This is a genomic window from Streptococcus mitis (assembly GCF_005844455.1).
Taxonomy (GTDB): domain Bacteria; phylum Bacillota; class Bacilli; order Lactobacillales; family Streptococcaceae; genus Streptococcus; species Streptococcus mitis_BF.
Genome location: NZ_SPGF01000015.1, coordinates 1 through 21915 on the forward strand (window position 1 = coordinate 1; position 21915 = coordinate 21915).

The following is a 21915-nucleotide window of genomic DNA, read 5'->3' on the forward strand; positions in this document are numbered from 1 at the left end:
GCATCTTGAAATTTCACGAAAATACCTTTATCCCTGCTAAACGTTCTAGAAATCACCCCTTAACCCAAGAGGATAAGTAGTTGAATCGCGAGATAGCTAAAATGCGTATTGGAGTTGAGCACTTTAATGCCAAATTTAAAACCTTTCAAATCATGGCACAGCCCTATCGTAATCGTAGAAAACGGTTTGAATTAAGAGCTGAGTTGATTTGTGGCATCATCAACCACGAGATGATGTAGTTACCGAACAAGTCTATTTGCTTCTGCTCGTATTTGATGCTCAGTTTGCTTTGAAACGGATTGTGAGCCAATCGTATAGCCAATCATGACCATAAAACTTACTGCGACTAAACCTCCTACTCCAATCAGAAATCTAGCCTTTACTTTATTTAACATGGCTTTCTCCTTTTTTCACAAGATAGCAACATCATAACAAGATTACCTTGGAAAAGTTATCACAAAAATATCGTAAGAATCATTATAATTTATGATATACTAGTGATAATAAATAGTTATCGGTAGGAATTTTAATTATGTCTCACTGGAATCAATTTTTAACAGAAATTACTAATTCAATTATTCAAACTCATACAGCTCGAGAGTCACTTTCACTGTATGTTCCATTCGAAGATTCCTTATCAAAATCTTTAGCATTTGATAAAATCTCTCAAGAGCTATCAAAAATAGGAATTAATGGAAATGGAACAGAATTATATAGTGATTTTGGAGATAACGACATTACAGACGAGTATAAACTTTCCTTTGCAGAAAAATTTTTCAAACCTATTTCAATGTCTATTAATAACTCGATACCAGGATTTGGAACAGCTGGTATATCATTAAAATATGATTCAATTGAGATAGAGAGGAAAATATTAAATAACAGCAACAACTACAGATTAATATTTCTAATCCAACATTGGGAGTGGCTGGGGAATGAACTAAAATTATTTTTTATACGCCTTATTAATAATATCTCCTCTTATGAAAAGAAATATAATAAATCAATTATTATTGTAGTGGGAGGCATGGATTTAAAAAATAGCGACATTAACTTTTCAAAAAACTTTGATATTCATCATTTTGAATTAAATGATTTAAAAAATACTCTAGGTAATATTCTACAGACTTCAAATATATCTGATGATTTAGTAGATACACTGTATCCTCTAACCAAAGGGAATCTAGAAAAAATTTATAATTTTATTTCACTATCACATAATAATTCTAAGATTGAAAAGTTATTAGATGATTTGTTAAATACGATTGAGACGGACTTTAGAGAGAATAAAATTGATATTGATTTCATTTATCAGCTATCTGTCCTTCCTGAATATTTCAACCCATATGATGCTGAAGAATATTTCAATTTAAAAACATTTCAAATTGAAAAAGCTATTGATATCTTAAAAAAATTACTAGTCCTAATCCCTGTAAAAAATAGAACAAATTTTTATAGTTTGATATTAATTATGAAAGATAAGCTTCTTTTAACGGTTGAAAAAGGACAAAAAGAAATCTATAGACGGTACTATCATTATCTATGCGGTAAGGAGCCATTTAATTACAGACTAAAGATAGAAATTTTAGCAAGACTTAAGGAAAGTCAAGAATATTTGCTATCACTATACTTACTCTGGTATGAATATTTATTGAATCAAAATGAGATATTAGAAAGTGAAAAAAATAGTTTAAACAGGCTTGAATTTCTCACTGAAGAGACTAAATCAATATTTTTAAAATGTATTGAATACAAATATACAGATGGTGCCAACTCCCTTTATAAAGAAATCTTACCCGAAAGTTCTTTACTATCTTCAATATTATTAAAAAATGATATCAATTTTCAGGGAAATACATCACAAGGTTCTTCTTTTCATTCACTTTGTGAGACACTTTACGACAATATATTATCCGAAAGTGACAAAGATGTCATTATTGAGCCTGTTCACTATCTTTCATGTATTTATATGCTACTACCTCATTTAATAGATAAATTTAATGAAATTGATAAATTTCAAGTTTTAAATGAAGATATCGTAAATAAATTTTATACAACAAAAGATATTGAGCAAAGTGCACAATATCTTAAAAATATCTATTTAAGAAAAAGTTTTTTATACAAGGATAACGATAGATCAATCGATGATGCAAACAAAGCTTTAAAATTTTTTAACAATCTTGATGATAAAATTGAACAGTATTACACACTTGGTAGTCTTCTAGGATTATTACTTGTTTCTTCTGACTATGAGCGAGCAAATCAAGTGAAACAAGAAATAGAATCATTATCAGATAAATATAATCTCCCACTATACTGGAAATCAAAAAATAATTTTATTGTACTAGACTTTCTTTCAGGCTTGGAAGAAGAATTTGATTATTGGAAATCTCAATTTGAAAGCATTCTTGCTGAATATGATTTAAATGATGTGAGTAAACACTTAATATATACAAATCTATGTTCAATCTCTCTGTATTTTTCTAAAACAGAAGAGTACAAATGCTATAAAACGAGACTTGAAGAATTGATGGAAGTTGATGATTTAGCTGATGTCAATGATACTTCAATAGATGACTTTTACCGCTATTTTTTCGGGTGGTTTGAGTTTTGTAAATCATTGCTAGAGAATAGTCACCAGCTTGCTAAAAATAAATATTTACAATTACAAGATTTTTATCCAATAATCTTTAAATCAGAGAAAAAAATGCTGATTGAAAAACATCGCCGCTATGGAAGAATTTTTGAATCGGATGTAAAAACAGGAAAGGAATTTTCTGAATTTCTATCACAATCTAAGTTCTCTTCAAAGGAGTGGACTTACTATCGAATGGGGCTTATGCTGACTGATATACAGTATACTAGTGCATTATAAACTACTTAGTATTACTAGTTTGTGAACATCGGTCATTGTAAATCCATATTGTTCGAAGTTATAATTAAATGAACTATGGTCAGTTGTGTAAGGCATTGTTGCAATATCGAATACAAAATAACTCCCATCTGACTTTATTCTAAAATCAACTCGTCCGTAAGTCGTTATACCTAAATACTTGGCGAGTTTTTTTGTTGCCTTTTTTAATTCCGTACATATTTGCTGATTTTCTAACATTTCAAATGAATAGCTATTACTATCAGATAGTTCGCTTGTCAAAATTTCTGAAGAAGATACGATTTTTACTGGATTTAATACAAGATACTCTCCTTTAATATTAAAAAATGGGACTTCAACTTCAATTCCTGAAATATACTCTTGCAAAAGAAAATCTGTTTTTCCAATATTTTTCCACTCAAAATTATCTACGATTGAATCATTGGAAAGATTAATACTTGCTGATTCTGAAATCTCTTTTCTAATATATTTTTGAGTTTCAAAAGGCTCACCTAATACTTCGCCACCTTTTATACAAACCGTTTTAGGTGTTGGAATATTAAACCTATCTGCAACAGCTCCCCAAATAAATTTATTACGACATAATGAAACCGTTAGCGCATTGGAACCTGTATAATCAATACCAAAATAGTCACAAAAAGATGGAATCAACGATTTTTTTCCTTCTTTTCGTCCATCTCTAGCCAAATTATAAACTAATAATGTTTCTTTTGATAAGTATGAATAGTGTTTTAATATATATTCTACGAAATCTATTTCAGTGTAAAAAACATTCAAACATAATCCAGTTTTTAACAATGCTGAGGCTATCTCCTCAAATTCTGATAGCGAAAAAAATTCACTATCAGATGCATGTTCAATTGTATAATAAGACATTTTTTTAGTTTGCATTTGCAAATTGGCAACCAAAAATAGATTAGTTTTTTTGCATTCTTTGTCAAATTTTTCAAGGTAAGATTTTATTAACTTTTTCACTATAGAACTCCTTTCTCCTACCGATAACTATTTATTATCACTATACAAAGTGTATAAATCAGTCTATAATAGCGTCATTATCATTAAAGGAGACTATCATGGATTATACTATTATTTCTAATTACCTAGATTATTGCAAAACTCATAAACGTTTGAGTGCACATACCCTTCGTGCTTATAAAAACGATTTAATGCAATTTTACAATTCAAATAAAGAATGTGTGGTAAGTTATATTGAAGGTTTGACACATTCAAACTTAAAAACAAGTACTTTACGACGAAAAATCGCAAGTTTAAAAGTGTTCTATGGCTATCTACAGTCACAAAACATCATTGCAGACAATCCTTTTAATCAGTTACGTTTTCAATTTCGAGCAGAAAAAACATTGCCTAAGACAATACCTCATGATAGTTTAAAAATCCTATATACCTATCTAAAACAAAAAGTTGTCTCTTCCAAAACTGTTTATCAAAAACAAAAAGCTGAAAGAAATTTGTTAATTATTTCATTATTACTTTCAACTGGTATTCGGATTTCTGAGCTTTGTCATATTCAAATCAAAGATATTAACCTAACTGAACAAACGCTTCAAATTCTAGGAAAAGGAAAAAAAGAACGCATTATTTTTTTAGGGGATGAACGGACTTTTCAGTTGCTAAAAGCTTATATCTCTTACTATTGTAGCTATTTAGACGATTATCTATTTCCTGGAAAATCCCCACAAAAACCACTGACAGAACAAAGTGTTCGCTTACTTCTGAAAACGGCAAAAGACCAAACCAGACTAACTACAACGATCACACCTCATATGTTTCGTCATAGCTTTGCTACGATGTTATTAGATAACGATGTCGATATTCGTTACATCCAGCAGATACTTGGTCATAGTTCTATTTCTATAACTCAGATATATACCCATGTGTCACAGTCTAAACAAAAAGAAATACTAAGTTCTTATAACCCTATTGCATCTATTTACTTCTAAAAAATATAAGACTACCTCATTAAGGTAGACCTATTTTCATGCCATTCTACTTCTCACAACTTTTGTCACAATACCAAGCGCCAGCAGAATATTAAAGACAATATAGAATCCTGTAAAGCTCCAAATACCATTGGTTGCTAAATCTTCTGTATAGAGATTTCGTTCTGTGAGGAAGAGGTAAATCCCATAGATTTCTATAAAGACTAATCCACTGATGAGTCCGATAAGAAACAAAGTACCTGAAACTTTCACAATCTGATAAAGGACAAGTAAAATCAGTCCTATTGCGGCAACAATCAGAAATACCTGTAACACCTGTTCCACGACTTCTTGCATACGATCCCCCCTATCCCAATTGCTTACGGTAATAGTTAGCTTGTTCCTTGTCGAGTTCATCTAGTTGGGCAACCAAATCAAGGTATTCTTCTTTCGTCACTTCATCCAAGTCTGGAAAGTCATTCTCACGAGTTGTGATGATGACCTCTAATTGACTAGTGATTTCTTGTTTTGAAAAGCTAACATCAAGGGTTTCATCTTCATACTGTTCCTTTAAGATTTGGTAGTTGGCTCTGTCTTCTGGGCTTGTAAAGCCTTGTGCCAACCATTCTTCTAGTTGAAAACGCATTTCTTCTATCGTTTGGGCCATGATCTGTTCTCCTTTTGTAATTTCTTAACTTCATTTTACCGCGTTCAAAAATTTTTGTCAGCATTTTTCTTAAATCTCAAGAGCTATTTGTTGCTCTTTGTCTGGTGTTTTATCTTCACTAAACTCGGTCAAAGCTGCATCTATTTCCTCAATCTTTGCCTCTTTTTCAACCAAGGGAGCCAAAACATCATACTTAGCCTTTACAAGCTGATAATTCTCTTCCTTTGGAAAGGCTTTTTCAACTTCAACTTTCGCTACTTGTAGCTTATCTTTCAAGTCCTTTACCAACTCGTCTGTCTTTTCTTGATCATCAATAATATGGTCAATTGCATTACTGATACGTTGAATAGTTCCCACGTCTGATTTCAAATCAAGGGAGACTGTATATTGGTTATCACCTACAATCATCAAAGAAATAGTCTCTGGCAAGGGCTCACTAGGACCTCGAGTTGTCATTTTTAAATCAAACCCTCTAAATGTGGCAAGTGTTCTGACTTCCTTAGTTTCTGAGCGGTTATAGGTAATAAGTTTATGCAGGTAGTCCCCTGCTTCAGCACGATTATCCATTACTTGATTGTCAAACTGAATGACAAAGTCCAAGTGTTTCGTGGCAAGGGACTGAGCAATATCCTTATCATATTGACTCAATCGTTTTTCCATAATAGGGAGGTACTTCTCACAATAGGAAACGGTGTGGCGATACTCGTCTTTGGAACGATTAAAGGCTCGCTTTTGATTTTCTAACACTGTTAGTTCATTTTCCAACTCCATTTTGAGTTTGAGATAGGGATTACCAGTCGCTAAAGCCTTAAAGTCAGAAGCCGTCATGGTTTGTTCGTCTATATCTTCTGCTGCTCGAATAGGTTCTTTAGATGTCATAATTTGTTTAATATAACGCAACTTATTTTCCTGTGTTGCCCACAAATAATTATCAAAAGAACCTTTCGTAATATAATGATAAATCTCTACATTTTGGTGCAGATTACCTTGTCTAATCAAACGTCCATTGCGTTGCTGGATGTCCGAGGGACGCCAAGGAACATCCAAATGGTGGACAGCTTTCATTCGTGATTGCACGTTTAAACCAGTTCCGCCCTTTTCCGTTGAAGCCATGAGAATCCGTACTTCTCCGCTATTGACCTTTCTAGACAGTGAGTTTTTCTTTTCATCAGTATTGGCGTCATGGACAAAGGCAATCTGGTCTTTTGGAATCCCTCGATCCACAAGCAAGTCTTTGAGTTCATTGTAAACATCAAAGCCTTCTTCCTTACTTTTAGGGGTTCCAATATCCGAGAAAATCATCTGAGTGGCTTTGTATCCAGCTCCTTCACGGTAAATCCGCTCGACATTATCAACCACTTGAAGGATTTTCTGATTGTCCGATAAAGTATAAGCTGGGTCAATCAACCGCATATCAATGGCTAATTTTCTGGCTTCCCCAGTGATCTTAAGCATGTTATCAACACTAGGGTCAACGCCGCCTGATTTGATAGCGTCTGAACGCTCTACCAGTTCTTCTAAATAGTATTTCTGAGCTTGCGTTAACTCGCTTTCCACCGCAATTATCTTAACTTCTGGTACAGGTAAATCCAACATATCAGAAGTTTGAATATCGGCAGTTTCCTTGTAGATTCGCATAAGTTCAGGAAGATTGACAAATTTCTTAAACCGTTTCTTGGGTTGATACTTATCTCCTGTGGGGGCTAACTCCATAGAGTTCTCGATATTTCCGAAAGCTCCAACCCACGAGTCAAAATTGGATACCTGATAACGTTCTAAGACATCTGGCTGAATATAATTCATCATGGTGTAAAGTTCACTAATGGAGTTGGATACAGGTGTTCCTGTCGCAAAAACGACATTTCTATCTCCATGCTCTGCCTGAACCTGTCTCACCTTCATCTCCATATCCACATTCTTCTTAGAAGTGGTATTGGTGATTCCTGCGACATTGCCAAGTCCAGTAATCGGTCTAATATTTTTGAAATGGTGAGCCTCATCCACAAAGACGAAATCAATACCTAGATTTTTAAATTCAATAAAGGTATCTCGCTCCAATTTTTGGAGTTCTTCCAATTGATGTTCCAAGCCCTTGATGGAGCGCTCTGCTTCTTTAACCGTATAGTCACTATCACTTTCTAGCTTAATTTCTCGGAGTTGCTCTAGCTTATCGTGAATATAAGTGACCTGTTTCTCACGACTCATCGGTATTTTTTCAAACTGGGAATCCCCAATGACAATAGCATCGTAGTCCCCTGTGATAATGCGAGAGACAAACTGCTTGCGTTTGGCTTTGGCAAAGTCTTTCTTGGTCGTCACATAGACCTTTTTCGTTGGAAAGAACTTCATGATTTCTTGACCAAACTGGGCGGTCAAACTAGAAGGAACCACATAGAGAGGTTTATGCACCATACCAAGTTCTTTCAGTTTAAAGCCTGCTCCCAGCATGGTTAAGGTCTTTCCAGAACCGACTTCGTGAGCTAGTAGGGCACGTTTTTCTTCCACAATCCGTTGAATGGCATTCTTTTGGTGAGGACGTAAGGAGATATTCTGGGCAAGCCCATCGATGGCTAAATTACTGCCATCATAGACCTTGGACACTGTTCGATTATAGAGGCCGTTATAGGTGTCTTCAATCATCTGCTGCACTTCTGGGTACCTTGCCACAAAGTCTTGAAACAACTCTTGAATTTGGTTTTCCTTGGCACGAAGAACTGTTGTTTTCTCCACATCTGTCACATTCTTTTTCTTGTCTCCTTCGACAATTTGTTTTGTGATGGTCGGTTGATTGGAATTAAGGAGGTTTTCAAAGATTTTTCGACCACTATCATAACGAGAACCTGAAACACCCAGACTTCTATCCGTTGCCGTAGAATAGGTATAGGCAAACTTAGACTGGTAGGAAATTGTTCCATCAAGAGGACTGACTTCAAGGACTGTCGCTACTTCTTGGCCAGAGAGTTCATAGGCTTTCCCCATAAAGGTTTCTTGGGCAAATTTTCCATAAACAGCTAGAGGAATCCAACGTGAGCCAATCCGATAATCAATATCAGCTAGGGTGACACGTTGTGGTCTAACCTCTTCTAAGAGAGCTTGATAGTGTTGCCAAGGAAAATCAGAATTTTCTTGCTTAATGAGTAAGTCCACAATTTCTAACTTGGTCACCACATCCCCTGATAAGAAATCCTGACGAGACACATAGACCACTTCTCCGTTTTGGAGATAGCGTTCTGGGTCAGGAATAATGGCATCTCCCAGTTCTTCAATCAAAGTAGCTTTGGAATCTGTGTGATAAATAGACATCATGTAATCCAAATCCACTCCACGCCCATCTGCTAGGCTGGAATTGAGAGCATCAAGTGCTGAGCTAACTTCTGTCACTTCTCTTTCAGGACGAACCAGAGCTTTTTCAAAGGCAAGCGACTTAGTATAGATAATCGTTTTTCCATTTGGGTCAAGACTTTCATCTTCTAAACTAGCAAGGAGCGAATACTTATCATCACTATCAAAAAGATTGCGGTTTACAGCACTATTCAAATAACCATAGCGTTTGACAAAGCTATCATAAACATGATTGAGTTTGCCTAACAATTGATTAAATTTCTCCTTATCGTAGTCATAATAGCGTTGAATGGCAATGACTTCTTGATAAGTATTACGAATGTCCACCATTCCCTTAATCCGTGCCACTTCCTTATCTGATAGCGGTGCTTCATAAAAGACCGTTTTTTTGAAATATCCCTTAAATTGTCCTCGTTTTGCTGTTTCCTCGGTCACATAGACATCAAGAGCCGTACTATCCGTCACCTCTAAAGCATTAAAGCGGTCAATCTGCTTTTGGGAATGCTTGCTGTCCCAGGCTTTAAAGTTTCCATCTTCATCGACATAATAGCTGATTTCTTCCGTCTTGGTTCCCACTCGAATACCTTTGTTATCTCGATAGTAAACCGTAGAATCCTGATAGCCAAAACTGTATTGACCAAGATTCTCTCTCATTTCAGGTGGAATGGAGGTATCAATAACTAGTTTGGCCAGTACATCTGGGTTGATGATGATTTCAGAAGCATCTACCATTCTTGGTGCCTTGACCTGTTCCAGAGCAGTCTGAACATCTCCTATCAGGTTATCAGAACTGCCCTTAACAGAAAGAGTTCCACCGTTAAAGTTTCTGACTTCATAGGTTCCTAGAACTTGGCGATTGTATTCTCCATCAAAGTAAGGATTGAGCCAAATGCGGTCATCCTTGTCATAACAAACGGAACCTGAAAAGGCTAGGTCAGCTGCCACATATCCTTTGTCCAAGTGCTTCTGGAAGAACAACATATCTGTTGTAACATTGGTTCCTGCAAGGGCCTTAAAAGCAGTATCTGGTAAACGCACACCACCAAGAAACTCGGTTGCCTCACGAATATCTTGAAGAATATTCTCCGTCCGTTTATCCATGGTTCCTGTGGAGGAGATAATAGTCACTTGTCCACCATCATGCACCAAATCAAGCGACTTCTTCACAAAATAGTCATGAATCATATAAGGCTTATCGTACTTGTTATCTGCAATCCGAATATTAGCAAACGGTACATTTGAAATTACCAAATCAAAGCTATTATCATTAAAAGCAACTGTCTCAAAGCCTTTGACTTCAATATGCGCATTTGGATGAAGGTGTTTGGCAATAGCTCCTGTAATGGTATCTAACTCCACACCGTATAACTCACTTTTTTCTCTCAAATGTTTGGGCATAGCCGCAAAGAAATTCCCTGTTCCCATGGAAGGATCTAGGATTTTGCCACCTGTAAAGCCGTCTCTTTCCAACTTATCCCACATCTGGCGAATCAAAAGGGGATCGGTATAGTAGGCTGTCAGGGAGGACTGTTTCATATCTGAGAACTCTTTATCTGTGACTAAGCTTTTCAGTTCTTCTCGTTCCTTAGAAAATTTTGGATTATAGTCATCAAAGAAATCATTGGCAAGTCCACCCCAACCTACATACTTTGCCAAAAGTTCTTGTTCACTTGGTGTTGCTTGTCGGCGTTCTGCTTCAAGAGTTTTAACCAAACGAATAGCAGCTATGTTTGTCTCCACCTTATCTCTAGCTGTCTTAGGGTAAAAGTCTGTCAGATCTTCTGGAAAGTGAAAATCAACAGTAGGAATGGTTTCAACGACATCAGCTACCTCTGAATCAGTCTCCATCTCAATACTTTCTGGTACTTTCTCTTCTATTGCATTGACTGGTTGTGCTGTCATCATCACTTGAGAAACTGGCTCTTTTTGTTCTTCCATATCCATAAAGGAAAAGAGGTCTAATTCCTGACTGGTTTGCTCCATCTCTTCTTTTTCTTCGACAGAAGGAACATGGAGAGCCTGAGTTATGTCGTCTAGTGTCTGGAAGAAAAGGACTGGATTTTGTTCAATGAGATAGGAGAAATCATTTTGTAATTCAATCCGAATCAGGTCATTAACTCCTGACTCTTCTATAGCTATCACCTTAAAGCCTTGTCCCTTATAAGTTACCATAGAGTCAAGGGGAAAACGTTCAATAGCTTCTTGTATGATAGGATTGTTGGGGGTTGGCTGAGGAATGGACATTTCAGCCTCAGTTTGAATAAAGGTGTTCCTCCAGTCTTTAAAGACAAGGTCTGGAGTTTCCTGTTTTTCTGCTTCAAAAGTTCTAGCTTCTTCCAAAGATAAATCTTCGTGTAAAAAGCCATAAGCAACTGGTCTTAAATCTTCCAAATCCAGCCGACTGGTCAAGAAAAATTCAACTTTGTCATGACTCAGTCCCATCTGAAGCAATTCTGTCGCAAGGGCTAGTTGAGTCACTATTGCTTTTGGATAGCCTCCCAACAAAGCAAGATCTGTATTTTTCAAACGAAAACGTCCTGCTGCATCTAGCAAAATCCCACATTGATTCTCATCAAAGCTCGTCAAGTCTATCCCTAAACTGGTGAGCTTTTCCGTATTCTCTGTTAAAATTGTTTGCCCAATCTCACCTAAAAGAGCTTCTTCTTGTATCGTTAAAGGACGCTGAAGTTTATAAACTGTCCCATCTGCTTCCAAATACGTCAGAAGCGTGTCACCTTCATAGATTGGGGTCATTTCCATCTCATAATCAAAATCCCCACGTCTAAGGTTCGGAAGTTTAGGGAGGTCGTTTCGTACCTGGTCAAAATGGCTCAGTATCTCAAATTTCTGAGTCAGATTCAATTGCTCATAAGCTGGTAAGTGTTCTGTTTGACCCGTTCGAAAATCCAGTTGTGACAGGTCTTCGTCAAGACTTGCAATCATGATAAAGCCTTCTTCTCGAAAAGCAATCTCTTGAGGTGGTTCTGGTCCTATGATTTTTTTCTCTTCTTCAATAGCTTTTGGTTTCACTGCCTCTGCTTCTGGTTCATAGCTCAAAAGAAACTGTTCAATATCACGGCTAATACGGTCAGACAGGTTATTAGCCACACGGTACACATTGACTAAGTTTGCGGCTCTGCCTTTTTCCAACAGAGAGGATACTGAAATGGACTGATAAGCTCCTTCTTGGTCTAAGAGTTGAAAGCGAGTCGCCAGGTTAAAGAGGGCAACCTCAATTACCAAGGCTTTCTCATTGGTTGATAATTGGGGCAACTTATTTAGTCCAGCCTGACCAAAGGTTTGCGTATAGGTACGTAAGTCATGAGCTGCTTCAAATGGACTAGCTGCCACGAAGGCAGAGACATCCGTCTCAAACTGAACCACTTGAACAGGTGGTTTGACCTCTCCCCTATGGGTCGTAAAGTGTTGGATCAGACCGTCCCAGTCCTCATCAAAATGAGCTGCCTGATAACGTAAAAAAGATTCTAAAAGGATGGAGTCACGTGGCAATCTTGCCCGCAACATCTCTAGTAAGTGTTCTTGATTCATGCTTCTCTCCAATCGAAAATGGGCTGAGAAATGTTCTCAGCCCACTGCTTTAATCTAGGACCAAGGCTCTTTGGTCTTTTTCTTGTGGCAACTTATCCATTAAAGTCGTCACATACTGTTGTAAGAAATGGCTTCTCTGGTCTAACAAATTTTTCTGCAAGGCAATGTAGGTCACATCTCCAAAATAATCTTGGCTAGTTAGAGACAAGTCCTTTTGGATAATGTCTTGCAAGGTTTCTAAGGTGAGAGACGAATAATCGTCCTCATCCAAAACCTCATACCGAGCAAGGGTGTCTGAAATGTTGTTGGACGCTATCACTTCCATGATGAAACTAGCTCCCTCCCCTGTTAGATAGAGTTTATCTAACAAATAGGTCAGCTCTTCTTGAAGCTGTTCCTGATAGCCTTCTGCCTTTAGGCGTAAATCATCACTAACCAAAGGCAAGTCATCTATTGCCATAAAGTCACGATAGAGGGTATCAAGTAGTGACTTATTGTCAACACTTAACTCCATGGCTAGAAAGGCTTTAACCATATCTTCATAGTTTTCTCGTGCCATCTCTGAAAATGTCTTAGAAATGGTTTCATAGTTCCAAGTCATAGCTTCTCTCCTTACACTGATATTGAGTTGGCCATAAACCTTGTTGTACTTCTTCAAGATCCGTTAGGCCATCACTATCCGTGTCACTGCTCAAGGGATTGGTTCCTCGATCTAGTTCCACAGCGTCCGTTAAGCCATCCTGGTCAGAATCCGTATTGTAAATTGTTTTTGGTTTCATCTAGTTGTCCTCCATTTTCCGCTTTGAAAAGCCATAAGCTAGACCGAGAAGAAGTCCTCCACCAACAAGCGTCAAGAGAGACTGACTCTCCCCTGTATTTGGGAGAACACTAGCAGGAACTGGCGGCTCAGGAGTCTCAACTGGTGGTTGTGATGGTGTTGGCTGATTTGGAGTTGGTGGTTCTGGTTCAGGAGTGTGCGTCTTAACGGTGTTTGAACTGATGGTATAACCATTAACAGTATGAAGCACTGTATTTTCCACCTCACCTGAAGCGATTCGTTTCATCTGCAAGTAAACATCCGCCTGAAATTCAGATTTTTCTGCGAGACTTTCTAAAAAATCTTTATCAAAGCGAATGGTGACTGTGCCTTTTGAAGTATCCACCTCTTGTAGCGTGTACTTGGTCACTTCTGTACCTTTTGGTAGAACACTTCCATCTTTTAGGGTGACATCCACCAAAGTATAAGCCTTGTAGACACCATTATAGGCATCGTGACTTTCATCGTAATCATCGTTAAAACGATAGTCAATGAGCGGTGTTGCACGATTAGCTGGAATGCGTGCCCCTACTAAGCGATAGTTAAAGACCTGATTCATAGCAAGACTTTTGCCATCAAGGCTCTTCTCCTTTTGAGACAAATCAACCACCACATCTTTTTGTGGGTCTAGTTTTGGAACATTATTGACCACGGTTTCTGTCACATAGGCCATGCCAAAGTCAATCTGATAAGCCGTATTTTCATACTTGCCACCAGTCTTTGTCAGCTCATTCTTAATGGTCATCGGCAGTGTCACGACTAAGGTTTGACCTGTTTTGACATAAGTCTCGTAAAAGGCTTTTGAATCATCGGCACTTAAGACTTGAATGGCTCCTTTGGGTGTAAACTGGCGTTTGGCCATAGCTTCTTGAATGACTTTGGGGGCTTCTGATAGGCTGGCGTAGGTTTTAACAGAGGCACCTTTGACAAGATTGCCTGACTTATCCATGATGTGAACACCATCTGGATTTAAAGTCAGAGCTTCTTCGGGATAGTCATCTACCATGTAGAAACCTTTAGCAAGGGTATCATCTGTCACTACCAAGTCCTTGTACTGACTGTAATCCAGAACCATTTTATAGTAATTGATGGTATTAGGAAGAATGGTCTTGCCATCAATTGTGCTACCTGCTTTATTAGTATTAGACTTGTGTGGGGTAACTTTGGGTACATGATTAGTCACCATGTTGGTCTTATAGGCTTGCCCAAAGTCCACTTGATAAGCCACATTATCATAAGACTTCCCTGAATGAAGCATGGATTCACGAACGGTCATAGGCAGTGTAATAGTAATGTTTTGTCCCTTAGTCACATAAGTATCATAAAAGACTTGAGGGTCTTCTGCCATAAAGACTTGGAAGGCTCCTTTAGGCTCAATCTTTCGTTTAGAAAGGGCTGCTTGTAGGTTTTTAGGCGCTTCTGATAAGCTAGAATAAGTTTTCACCGTAACACCTGATACTGCTTTACCATCAGATGTGGTTAGCTGAATCGCTGTTTCATCTGGTAATAGGGCTTCTTCGGGATAATCATCTACAAAGTAAAATCCTTGTGCAATTTGAGTCTTATCTGCTTTAATACCTCGGTATTGGTCCAAGTCCCATGACAGCGTATAATGGTTTTTAGTTCCCACAATCATGGGCTTCCCATTGATGTCCACCTTATCATTATTCAGGTTTTGTTTCTTAGGCTCTGGAGAAACAAGGGTATTGGTCACTTCCTTGGTTTCGTAGCCATTGCCAAAATCGACTTGATAAGCCTTATTCTTGTAGTTAACAGTTTGACCATAAAGACTCTCTTTAACGGTCATTTTGGTTAGCAGTTCCAATGAAGTTCCTGTTTTAACGTACTGGTCATAGAAGGCTTGGTTATCGTGAGGCATGAAAACTTGAAAGGCCCCTTTTGGTGTGATCTTGGCACGAGCCAGTTTGTCTTGAAGGTCTTTAGGAGCATCCTTTATAGAAGCGTAAGCTTTGACAGAAATTCCTGACACAGACTTGCCATTACGAGTGGTAATGACTGTTCCCTGATCCACTAAATCCAGCACATCTTCAGGGTAGTCGTCCACAAAGAAGAAGCCACGTGCAATGGTCTCTTTAGAAGAGCTATCTCCCTTGTATTGGTCTAAATCCCAAGTCAAACGGTAGTGATTGGTGGTTCCTAAAGCAACCACGGTATCGTTAATGACGACACCGTCCTCATTTTCATTGCGTTTCTGAGGTACAATGTGGCTGGTCGTATCTCCATCACCTGGTGTCCGAATGGTTACAACATTTGAAGTGACGGTATAAGCATTTGGTGTTCCCTTGTTCATCAAGAGCTTATAGCTGTTGGAATAAGTGGCCCCATCATTTTGAACAGTTCCATAAAGTTTTGGGGCAGTCAGTTGATAAACCTTGGTTAAGTCTTTATTAACCTCCTGCAACAAGTTTTCCTTGGCAGTTAAGGTCACAAAGTTCTTTTCCTGATTAAAGGTCACCTCATAGTTTCCGTTCTCCACTTGTGTTTTTTCCTTATCAAACACATAGCCTGCTGGAAGGTAGTCTTCGAAAGTAAGGCTTGTTGTTTTGGCACGATTGGAAGAAAAAGCGTCTACTGTCAGTGGGTAAATAACAGTTGAAGCCTTTGCGACTGTTTTGCCATGAAGATTAGTTTGGTCTGTATTCACCACTTTTTTCATAATTTCGGGCGTTGTTGTCAGACGGTAGTCATGGTAGTGAACCATTGGCACTTGTGGTGCTTTGGGCAAGGGTTTTGAAGTAGGAATTTTCGGCAAAGTGACCTTTGTTAAGGTCAAGCTAGGTTGTGTCACTTTCTCTAGTGGTTTCTCTTTAAAAGTCACATGTGGCTCAGGTGTAAACGTCTTTGGTGTGAAAGTTTTTGGCACCACCTTAATCGGATCAGGTACGGAATCCAGTTTTGGGGTCACATATGGTTTAGGACTATACGGTTTAACAGTCCGTGCGACGGGCAAAGTATTTAAAGCAAACCAATAGGTCTTTCCACCCACCTGCATCGGCATGTCTCCCTGCCCAAAAGTCACTGTATAGGTATTCCCTGATGTGACGGTTGAGACAATTGCACCTTTATAGGCATAGCGACTAGAAGTCGTATCCCATTCCTCTGACAACTTCAAATCACTGGCACGGTTGGAACCTAGTGAACGAGCCAAGCCTTCATTTGTCACTTGAATCGTTGAGCCACTGATAGGCACAAATTTACCAGACGAATCCTTTACATATTCCAGACCGATATCATTATGATTCAGTGAGGAGTGGGTAAAGACACCTGGTTTTTCCTTAGTGAAAGCTACTTGCGTTCCATCTTCCAAAAAATACTTGGCTTTAACACGGAACTCCATCTTATCGGTTCGCCAATTTCCTGTTCCATCATTCCGATAGGCAATAAAACCTTCTGTTGGATCGTTTGGCACGACTAACTGCACTGCATTGGTACCCGTTGGCGAAACAAGATTAGTAATATCATAAGTGATACGACTAATCCTCTTCCCATCAAATCGGGCATTTTGTAAGTTTTGATAAGTGAAGCTTAAGGTTTCACCTGTCTTAAAAGAGTCATATACAAAGAAGCCTGTGGAGTCTAAGATGTTTGAATAACCTCCAAGCATGGCATCGCCTTTCGCAATAATACGGTCTGGATTGCGGGTATTCGCTCCATGTTTAGCTTGTGGTTCTCCATTATTCAAGTTTAGAGCTTGAGCAAGGGCTTCTGAAATATAACCCTCTTCTCCTTTGGAAATCTCCGCTAAATCACGCTTGTAGCGGTCCATTTCTTTTGCGTTATAAGCGTCAATGGCTTCATTTTCTTGCTTTGCGGCTTCTTCTTTTTCCTTGTTGCGTTTGGTGATAGCTACAATTTCATCCGCACGATCTGTGGCCAATTTCTGTTGGTTGTTATTGTACTCATCAACAGCAGCTTGACCCGCTTTGTTTTCATCATCAATCGCTTTTTGTCCAGCTTGATTGCGTTTGTCAATCGCTTCATTATCAGCCTTTGCCTTAGCTAGACCTGTTTCATTTTCCTTTTGAGTAGCCAGATTCTTTGCGACAATGGCATCTGCGGCTTTTTTCTTGGTCACATATTCTGAAAGATTATCCTTATTTTTCTGATCAATAGTAGCTACTGAAGACATGTAATCCTGATAGCCTGGAACAGTTGAGCCATCTCCTGACGATACCGTTTGAGTCGTTACGGTCACATCAGCAAATTTATCTTGAGTCTTCACTTCTGAAACCTTGGTATCAACAGAACTGTTTAAGCCATTTCCTGCTAGAGTCGCTTCTTTGTGACTGGCCTCTAACGCAGCATTCCCTTTTTCAACACGTGTTTTATCTTGTTCATAGGTTGCTTTATAAGTTTTATAGGTATCTGTTACCTGAGTGATTTCCTCAGCTTGTTTAGCAGCATCGGCTTCAGCTTTAGCTAATTGTTGGTTAGTCTCACCAGCTGATGTCGTGTTTCCCAAATCCTTTGGCTGGTCTTGAACAGTCTTGACTCCTTCTGCTTTCGCTTGATTGACAGCTTGGGTTACTGTATCATGAGGAACCGTAACCGTGATAGCACCGTCTGTTTGACCAGTTGAAGCAAGACTCTTCGTCTGTTCCACAACTGGTGCTGGCTGTGCTTGAGGCAAATTGGTGGCAGGATTTTCCGTTCGTTGAATGATGTTATCCTGTGGTGTCGTTACTTCGTCAGCCTGCGCCACTGCACCACCCCATGCGACAATAGCTGTGACCATTGTTCCAATAGCTACCGAACAAAGCGTACGATACTTCTTACTTTTACGAAAGACATGCTTCTCTGCTTTTTCCTGATTCACTAAAAAGTGATGATGACATTGTTTGGTCATAACTAATCCTTCTTTTCTTTTGATAAGTAGCAACAATCTGTCGCTCTTTCCCCATCATAAAAAAGAAGCCTTGATTTTGGTATCACACCAAGTAAGAGATTAGTAAACTGTATGTATAACATCTAAAAATGTTGCTTTTGTACTGTAAAAATGGTAAAATTGCAGTACAAAAGCAACAAAGAGAGGGAGAAATATGTCTAAAAAAGAATTGTTACTTGAGTACTTAGACAATCATAACGGCATGATTACTTATAGAGATTGTAAAAAATTAGGTATTCCAACCATTTATCTAACTAGACTAGAAAACGAAGGGGTTATCTTTAGGGTCGAAAAAGGTATCTATCTATCCTCTAGTGGAGGTTATGATGAATACTATTTCTTTCAGTATCGTTACCCCAGAACTGTTTTTTCTCATATCTCTGCTCTTTATCTACAAGGACTTACAGATGAAATTCCTCAATATTTTGAAGTAACAGTCCCAAGGGACTACCGTTTTAGGAATACACCATTAAATTTAAATATCCACACTGTTTCTAAAGACATTGTCAACTTCGGGGTCACCAGTGTAAAAACTCCAATGGGAAACACCGTTAACGTTTATAATTTTGAACGTGTTCTGTGTGATTTTATCCTTAATCGAAATAACATTGATGCTGAGCTCTTTGTCAAAACACTTCAAACTTATAGTAACTTCCCTAAAAGAAATCTCGCAAAGCTCTATAAATATGCTCAAAAACTAAATATCTTAGATGAAGTTAAACGAACCTTGGAGGTACTACTATGAATAAAGCAAAATTAACAGCACTCTGCCATAAAATATCGAAGAATACTGGATTAACCTTTAATTCCGTCATGACCTATTACTTTCTTGAAGCTATTCTGAAAAAATTAAGTCAGAGTTCTTATTCGAATCACTATATTTTCAAAGGTGGATTCCTACTTTCAAACGTCATTGGGGTCGAATCTCGCAGCACTGTTGATATTGACTTCCTGTTTCATAAACAAACTTTATCAGAAGAAAATATTCAACAACAACTTGAAGAAATTTTAACTGAAGCGAAAGATGGTATTCAATTTTCAATTCAATCCATAACAGCTATTAAGGAAAGCGATGATTATGGTGGTTATCGAGCAACCATTTTATGTCAACTAGAAAATATTAAACAAATTATCCATTTAGATATTGCGACTGGAGACATTGTCACACCTTACCCTGTTACCTATGACTATAAAGCCATTTTTGATGATGGCAATTTTCCAATCATTGCTTATACGATTGAAACAATCTTAGCTGAAAAACTCCAAACCATTTATTCACGAAATTTCTTGAACAGTCGCAGCAAAGATTTTTACGATGTCTATATCCTTTCAAAGCTAAAGAAAGATGACATTGATTTTTCACAATTAAAGATTGCTTGTGAAAGAACCTTTTCCTATCGTGAAACTGAACTCGATTTCAATAAAATCATTGAACTACTGGAGAGATTCAAATCTGACTCTGTTCAACAGCAACAATGGCAAAATTATTCAAAAAAATATAGTTATACAAAAGACATTCTATTCACAGATATACTTAATGAGATTATCAGCCTCCTGATAGCTCTCAATTCTAATCATAACACTTAAGTCATGACTGAGAGACTTTAAAACCTTGCCATAAAAAAACAAAAAGGCTATGCTAACATTTTTATACTTTGTTAGCATATCCTTTTTATTTCGTTGTGTAGACAAAACTGATAGTACTATCCACTCCTGATAATTTGCGGAAGGTATAGTTGGGATTACTTAGTTTCAATAATAATTAATATCGTTTTATTATAGAAGAACCTTCTTTTGATATACATTAACAGACTATCACTCTTTCTCTATCATAAAAAAGAAGGGTTGATTTTGGTATTACATCAATCAAAAAAATGAAAAAAGCCATCCATAAAAAAGTAGATGACTATGAATTTCTGTAATGCTATCAATGATTTCCTATAACACAATACTTATTATTAAGACGGCCAACTAACTTTTCTCGTCTTAGGAATTTTAAAGCGTTTCTTATCAATAAGCGTCAGTTCAATTCTTTACAATTATAATGGAGGTATCATTAATTTTTAGACTCCTTGGAAAATAATGATTTCCCTGCTCACGTGACAGTTCAACCGTATAACTAATACCATTACTTAATTTGAAGACCACAAAATAGATATTATCTCTTTTAAATCATGTACCGACTTTTCTATTCAAAATATTTTTCGTAGTGTAGAATTTACATTCCATTAAGTATAACATTTGGTAAAATAATAGAGTCCCGACAATTTTAAATTTATTTTCATTAAACCAACCATTATCAGCCTTATTAAGACGTTCCAAGGTCCAATCACCTTTTAATCCTTCAAAAATACTACCAGCATTATTAGTTGGCAATTAACATGATGTTCTCTAGATAGTCCTAATCCTAATTAGTGGGGATTGAAGAATTTGGCACCAAAAGAACAATCTCAGGATATTCTTCCATATTAGTCTGATAAATGTATCTGTACTGAGAAACATATTTCTCAATTGTATTGACTAAGCAAGACATATCAATATTGAGAATATCAACCTCCCCATCAAATATCTTTAACCATTCCAATGTATATGTCATTTTTATTTTCTCTCAATCACAGAGTATGAGGCAAAAAAAGGAGGACTGACGCATCAGATCCTCCCAGACGTGATTAGCACGCCCCAATTCGATATAACTATAATACCACTAATTTCATTTTTCGTCAATAAATTTACTTAATTGTTGAATCGAAGTTTTTCTATTTGTACTGATAATCTTAAAAAAAATATCACGATTAATTAAGAGAATCGTCGAATCTCTCAACAATCTCATTGAATTGATTGATATATTCATTAAGGATTATTGAATCAAATTTTAGAAGGTTCAAAGTCCAAATTAACAGAATGAAATAATCTTCAATAAATACACAAGTAAATGTTGATAACTTCAAATCTTGTTTTATCTGTATCTTGAGTACTCTAGATACACCACTTGAAAAATTGGCATTAAAAATCGCACTATTGTGCATAGTAGCATTTCTTAACTCAATAAGAGAATTAACAACTAACTCAAGTGAGTTCGATCTTTTAGGGATAATCGTAAAGTCTCGATTCAATTTTTCACGACTTAACTTGGTTAAACATCCTAAAAATCTACTAAACTGTCCCAAAGTAATAACTTCAAAATAAGCCCAAAGAGGAATTTGATAATTACTATCTAAATAATGCTTGATGACTTCATTTTTATCTGAATAATATTCAATTGTATCCAGTATATTTTGCTTTGTTTCATTATACTGAACGAATTTCTTATCATATTTCTCATTTTCACCAGCGTAGTCTTCGTAGCAAGCTAATTGATTATCTAATATATCCTCTATCCCACTACTAGATTCTGCAACCAATGAATCAATAACTCTATTTTTTAATGCTGTCTCTACTAGCATTACGATAGGATAAAATAGTCCTTTTAACTCCATACCAAAATTATAGATTGCTACAATTTCCTCAAATGAAGTAATAGATAGAATACCATCTGAATTGGATTTCTTAACAAATCTATATCGCTTATATCCATGATAGTAACCCATATTTAAGAGTATAACAGAGTCAACATCATGAATATTTATTTTATGATTTTCCAAGATATGGTTAACTAGACCCGCAGAAGTCAAACCAGTTTTTGACTCTTTTTTAATTTTTTCAGTATTTGTTTCCATTTAGAAATATTGGGAATTATTATAAGGTAATAAACCAAAAGCCTATGAAATCGGCAATTCTAAGCTTTTTGGTTTATACTCATAT

At 37.0% G+C, this 21915-nt stretch carries 11 protein-coding genes and 6 pseudogenes; 5 read left to right on the plus strand and 12 right to left on the minus strand.

All coding sequences use genetic code 11. The features are described from left to right. Positions 1-239, plus strand: a pseudogene (locus FGQ53_RS04365) (transposase family protein); the annotation flags it as partial. A 6-nt stretch (positions 240-245) separates the two neighbouring features. Here FGQ53_RS04365 and FGQ53_RS04370 read toward each other — a convergent pair. Next, positions 246-395, minus strand: a pseudogene (locus FGQ53_RS04370) (peptidylprolyl isomerase); the annotation flags it as partial. A 137-nt stretch (positions 396-532) separates the two neighbouring features. Between FGQ53_RS04370 and FGQ53_RS04375 the strand changes: the two are divergent. Then, positions 533-2875 (plus strand): DNA repair protein, encoded by a 2343-nt coding sequence (locus FGQ53_RS04375; RefSeq protein ID WP_138336073.1) that lies wholly within the window; start codon positions 533-535, stop codon positions 2873-2875. Here FGQ53_RS04375 and FGQ53_RS04380 read toward each other — a convergent pair. Continuing rightward, complete coding sequence (locus FGQ53_RS04380; protein WP_003036688.1) at positions 2870-3868, minus strand: D-Ala D-Ala ligase; 999 nt, start codon at positions 3866-3868, stop codon at positions 2870-2872. The two genes, FGQ53_RS04375 and FGQ53_RS04380, sit on opposite strands and share 6 nt — an antisense overlap. Before the next feature lie 98 nt (positions 3869-3966). Between FGQ53_RS04380 and FGQ53_RS04385 the strand changes: the two genes are divergently transcribed. Beyond that, complete coding sequence (locus FGQ53_RS04385) at positions 3967-4854, plus strand: tyrosine-type recombinase/integrase (protein ID WP_138336075.1); 888 nt, start codon at positions 3967-3969, stop codon at positions 4852-4854. A 36-nt stretch (positions 4855-4890) separates the two neighbouring features. On the opposite strand, the gene FGQ53_RS04390 is transcribed toward FGQ53_RS04385, so the two are convergent. From FGQ53_RS04390 to FGQ53_RS04415, 7 genes and pseudogenes are all read right to left on the minus strand, one after another. Next, complete coding sequence (locus FGQ53_RS04390; protein WP_007518243.1) at positions 4891-5190, minus strand: DUF5966 family protein; 300 nt, start codon at positions 5188-5190, stop codon at positions 4891-4893. 10 nt (positions 5191-5200) lie between these two features. Then, positions 5201-5500: a DUF5962 family protein gene (locus FGQ53_RS04395; RefSeq protein ID WP_007518244.1), complete on the minus strand. Its 300-nt coding sequence runs from the start codon at positions 5498-5500 to the stop codon at positions 5201-5203. 69 nt (positions 5501-5569) lie between these two features. After that, positions 5570-11818: pseudogene (locus FGQ53_RS04400) on the minus strand (SNF2-related protein); the annotation flags it as partial. Positions 11819-11874: 56 nt separating this feature from the next. Then, positions 11875-12391, minus strand: a pseudogene (locus FGQ53_RS12280) (hypothetical protein); the annotation flags it as partial. A 49-nt stretch (positions 12392-12440) separates the two neighbouring features. Then, the gene (locus FGQ53_RS04405) at positions 12441-12992 is read right to left on the minus strand and encodes a hypothetical protein (RefSeq protein ID WP_138336079.1); all 552 of its coding nucleotides are present in this window, start codon (positions 12990-12992) and stop codon (positions 12441-12443) included. Continuing rightward, the gene (locus tag FGQ53_RS04410) at positions 12976-13170 is read right to left on the minus strand and encodes a thrombospondin type 3 repeat-containing protein (RefSeq protein ID WP_138336081.1); all 195 of its coding nucleotides are present in this window, start codon (positions 13168-13170) and stop codon (positions 12976-12978) included. Before FGQ53_RS04410 ends, FGQ53_RS04405 begins: the two co-directional genes overlap by 17 nt. Continuing rightward, a complete protein-coding gene (locus FGQ53_RS04415) occupies positions 13171-18075 on the minus strand; it encodes an SspB-related isopeptide-forming adhesin (RefSeq protein ID WP_138336083.1) in 4905 nt (1634 codons plus the stop codon). 193 nt (positions 18076-18268) lie between these two features. Between FGQ53_RS04415 and FGQ53_RS04420 the strand changes: the two genes are divergently transcribed. Together FGQ53_RS04420 and FGQ53_RS04425 are read left to right on the plus strand one after the other, a co-directional pair. Next, the gene (locus FGQ53_RS04420) at positions 18269-18859 is read left to right on the plus strand and encodes a type IV toxin-antitoxin system AbiEi family antitoxin domain-containing protein (RefSeq protein WP_024052556.1); all 591 of its coding nucleotides are present in this window, start codon (positions 18269-18271) and stop codon (positions 18857-18859) included. Next, positions 18856-19701 carry a nucleotidyl transferase AbiEii/AbiGii toxin family protein gene (locus tag FGQ53_RS04425; RefSeq protein ID WP_138336085.1) on the plus strand — a complete coding sequence of 282 codons (846 nt, stop codon included), beginning with the start codon at positions 18856-18858 and terminating at the stop codon, positions 19699-19701. The genes FGQ53_RS04420 and FGQ53_RS04425 overlap by 4 nt, the downstream gene beginning before the upstream one ends. A gap of 85 nt (positions 19702-19786) precedes the next feature. Here FGQ53_RS04425 and FGQ53_RS12285 read toward each other — a convergent pair. From FGQ53_RS12285 to FGQ53_RS04440, 3 genes and pseudogenes are all read right to left on the minus strand, one after another. Continuing rightward, positions 19787-19858: pseudogene (locus FGQ53_RS12285) on the minus strand (CHAP domain-containing protein); the annotation flags it as partial. 214 nt (positions 19859-20072) lie between these two features. Beyond that, positions 20073-20710 (minus strand): annotated as a pseudogene (locus FGQ53_RS04435) (hypothetical protein). 196 nt (positions 20711-20906) lie between these two features. After that, positions 20907-21830 carry an Abi family protein gene (locus FGQ53_RS04440; RefSeq protein ID WP_007518257.1) on the minus strand — a complete coding sequence of 308 codons (924 nt, stop codon included), beginning with the start codon at positions 21828-21830 and terminating at the stop codon, positions 20907-20909. Positions 21831-21915: the final 85 nt, after the last annotated feature.

What these genes read in the sequence shown, in the direction of transcription:
- FGQ53_RS04420 (WP_024052556.1), top strand. Translation starts at nt 18,269, where the DNA reads ATGTCTAAAAAAGAATTGTTACTTGAGTACTTAGACAATCATAACGGC.
- FGQ53_RS04425 (WP_138336085.1), top strand. Translation starts at nt 18,856, where the DNA reads ATGAATAAAGCAAAATTAACAGCACTCTGCCATAAAATATCGAAGAAT.
- FGQ53_RS04395 (WP_007518244.1), bottom strand. Translation starts at nt 5,500, where the DNA reads ATGGCCCAAACGATAGAAGAAATGCGTTTTCAACTAGAAGAATGGTTG.
- FGQ53_RS04385 (WP_138336075.1), top strand. Translation starts at nt 3,967, where the DNA reads ATGGATTATACTATTATTTCTAATTACCTAGATTATTGCAAAACTCAT.
- FGQ53_RS04440 (WP_007518257.1), bottom strand. Translation starts at nt 21,830, where the DNA reads ATGGAAACAAATACTGAAAAAATTAAAAAAGAGTCAAAAACTGGTTTG.
- FGQ53_RS04390 (WP_007518243.1), bottom strand. Translation starts at nt 5,190, where the DNA reads ATGCAAGAAGTCGTGGAACAGGTGTTACAGGTATTTCTGATTGTTGCC.
- FGQ53_RS04375 (WP_138336073.1), top strand. Translation starts at nt 533, where the DNA reads ATGTCTCACTGGAATCAATTTTTAACAGAAATTACTAATTCAATTATT.
- FGQ53_RS04415 (WP_138336083.1), bottom strand. Translation starts at nt 18,075, where the DNA reads ATGACCAAACAATGTCATCATCACTTTTTAGTGAATCAGGAAAAAGCA.
- FGQ53_RS04405 (WP_138336079.1), bottom strand. Translation starts at nt 12,992, where the DNA reads ATGACTTGGAACTATGAAACCATTTCTAAGACATTTTCAGAGATGGCA.
- FGQ53_RS04410 (WP_138336081.1), bottom strand. Translation starts at nt 13,170, where the DNA reads ATGAAACCAAAAACAATTTACAATACGGATTCTGACCAGGATGGCTTA.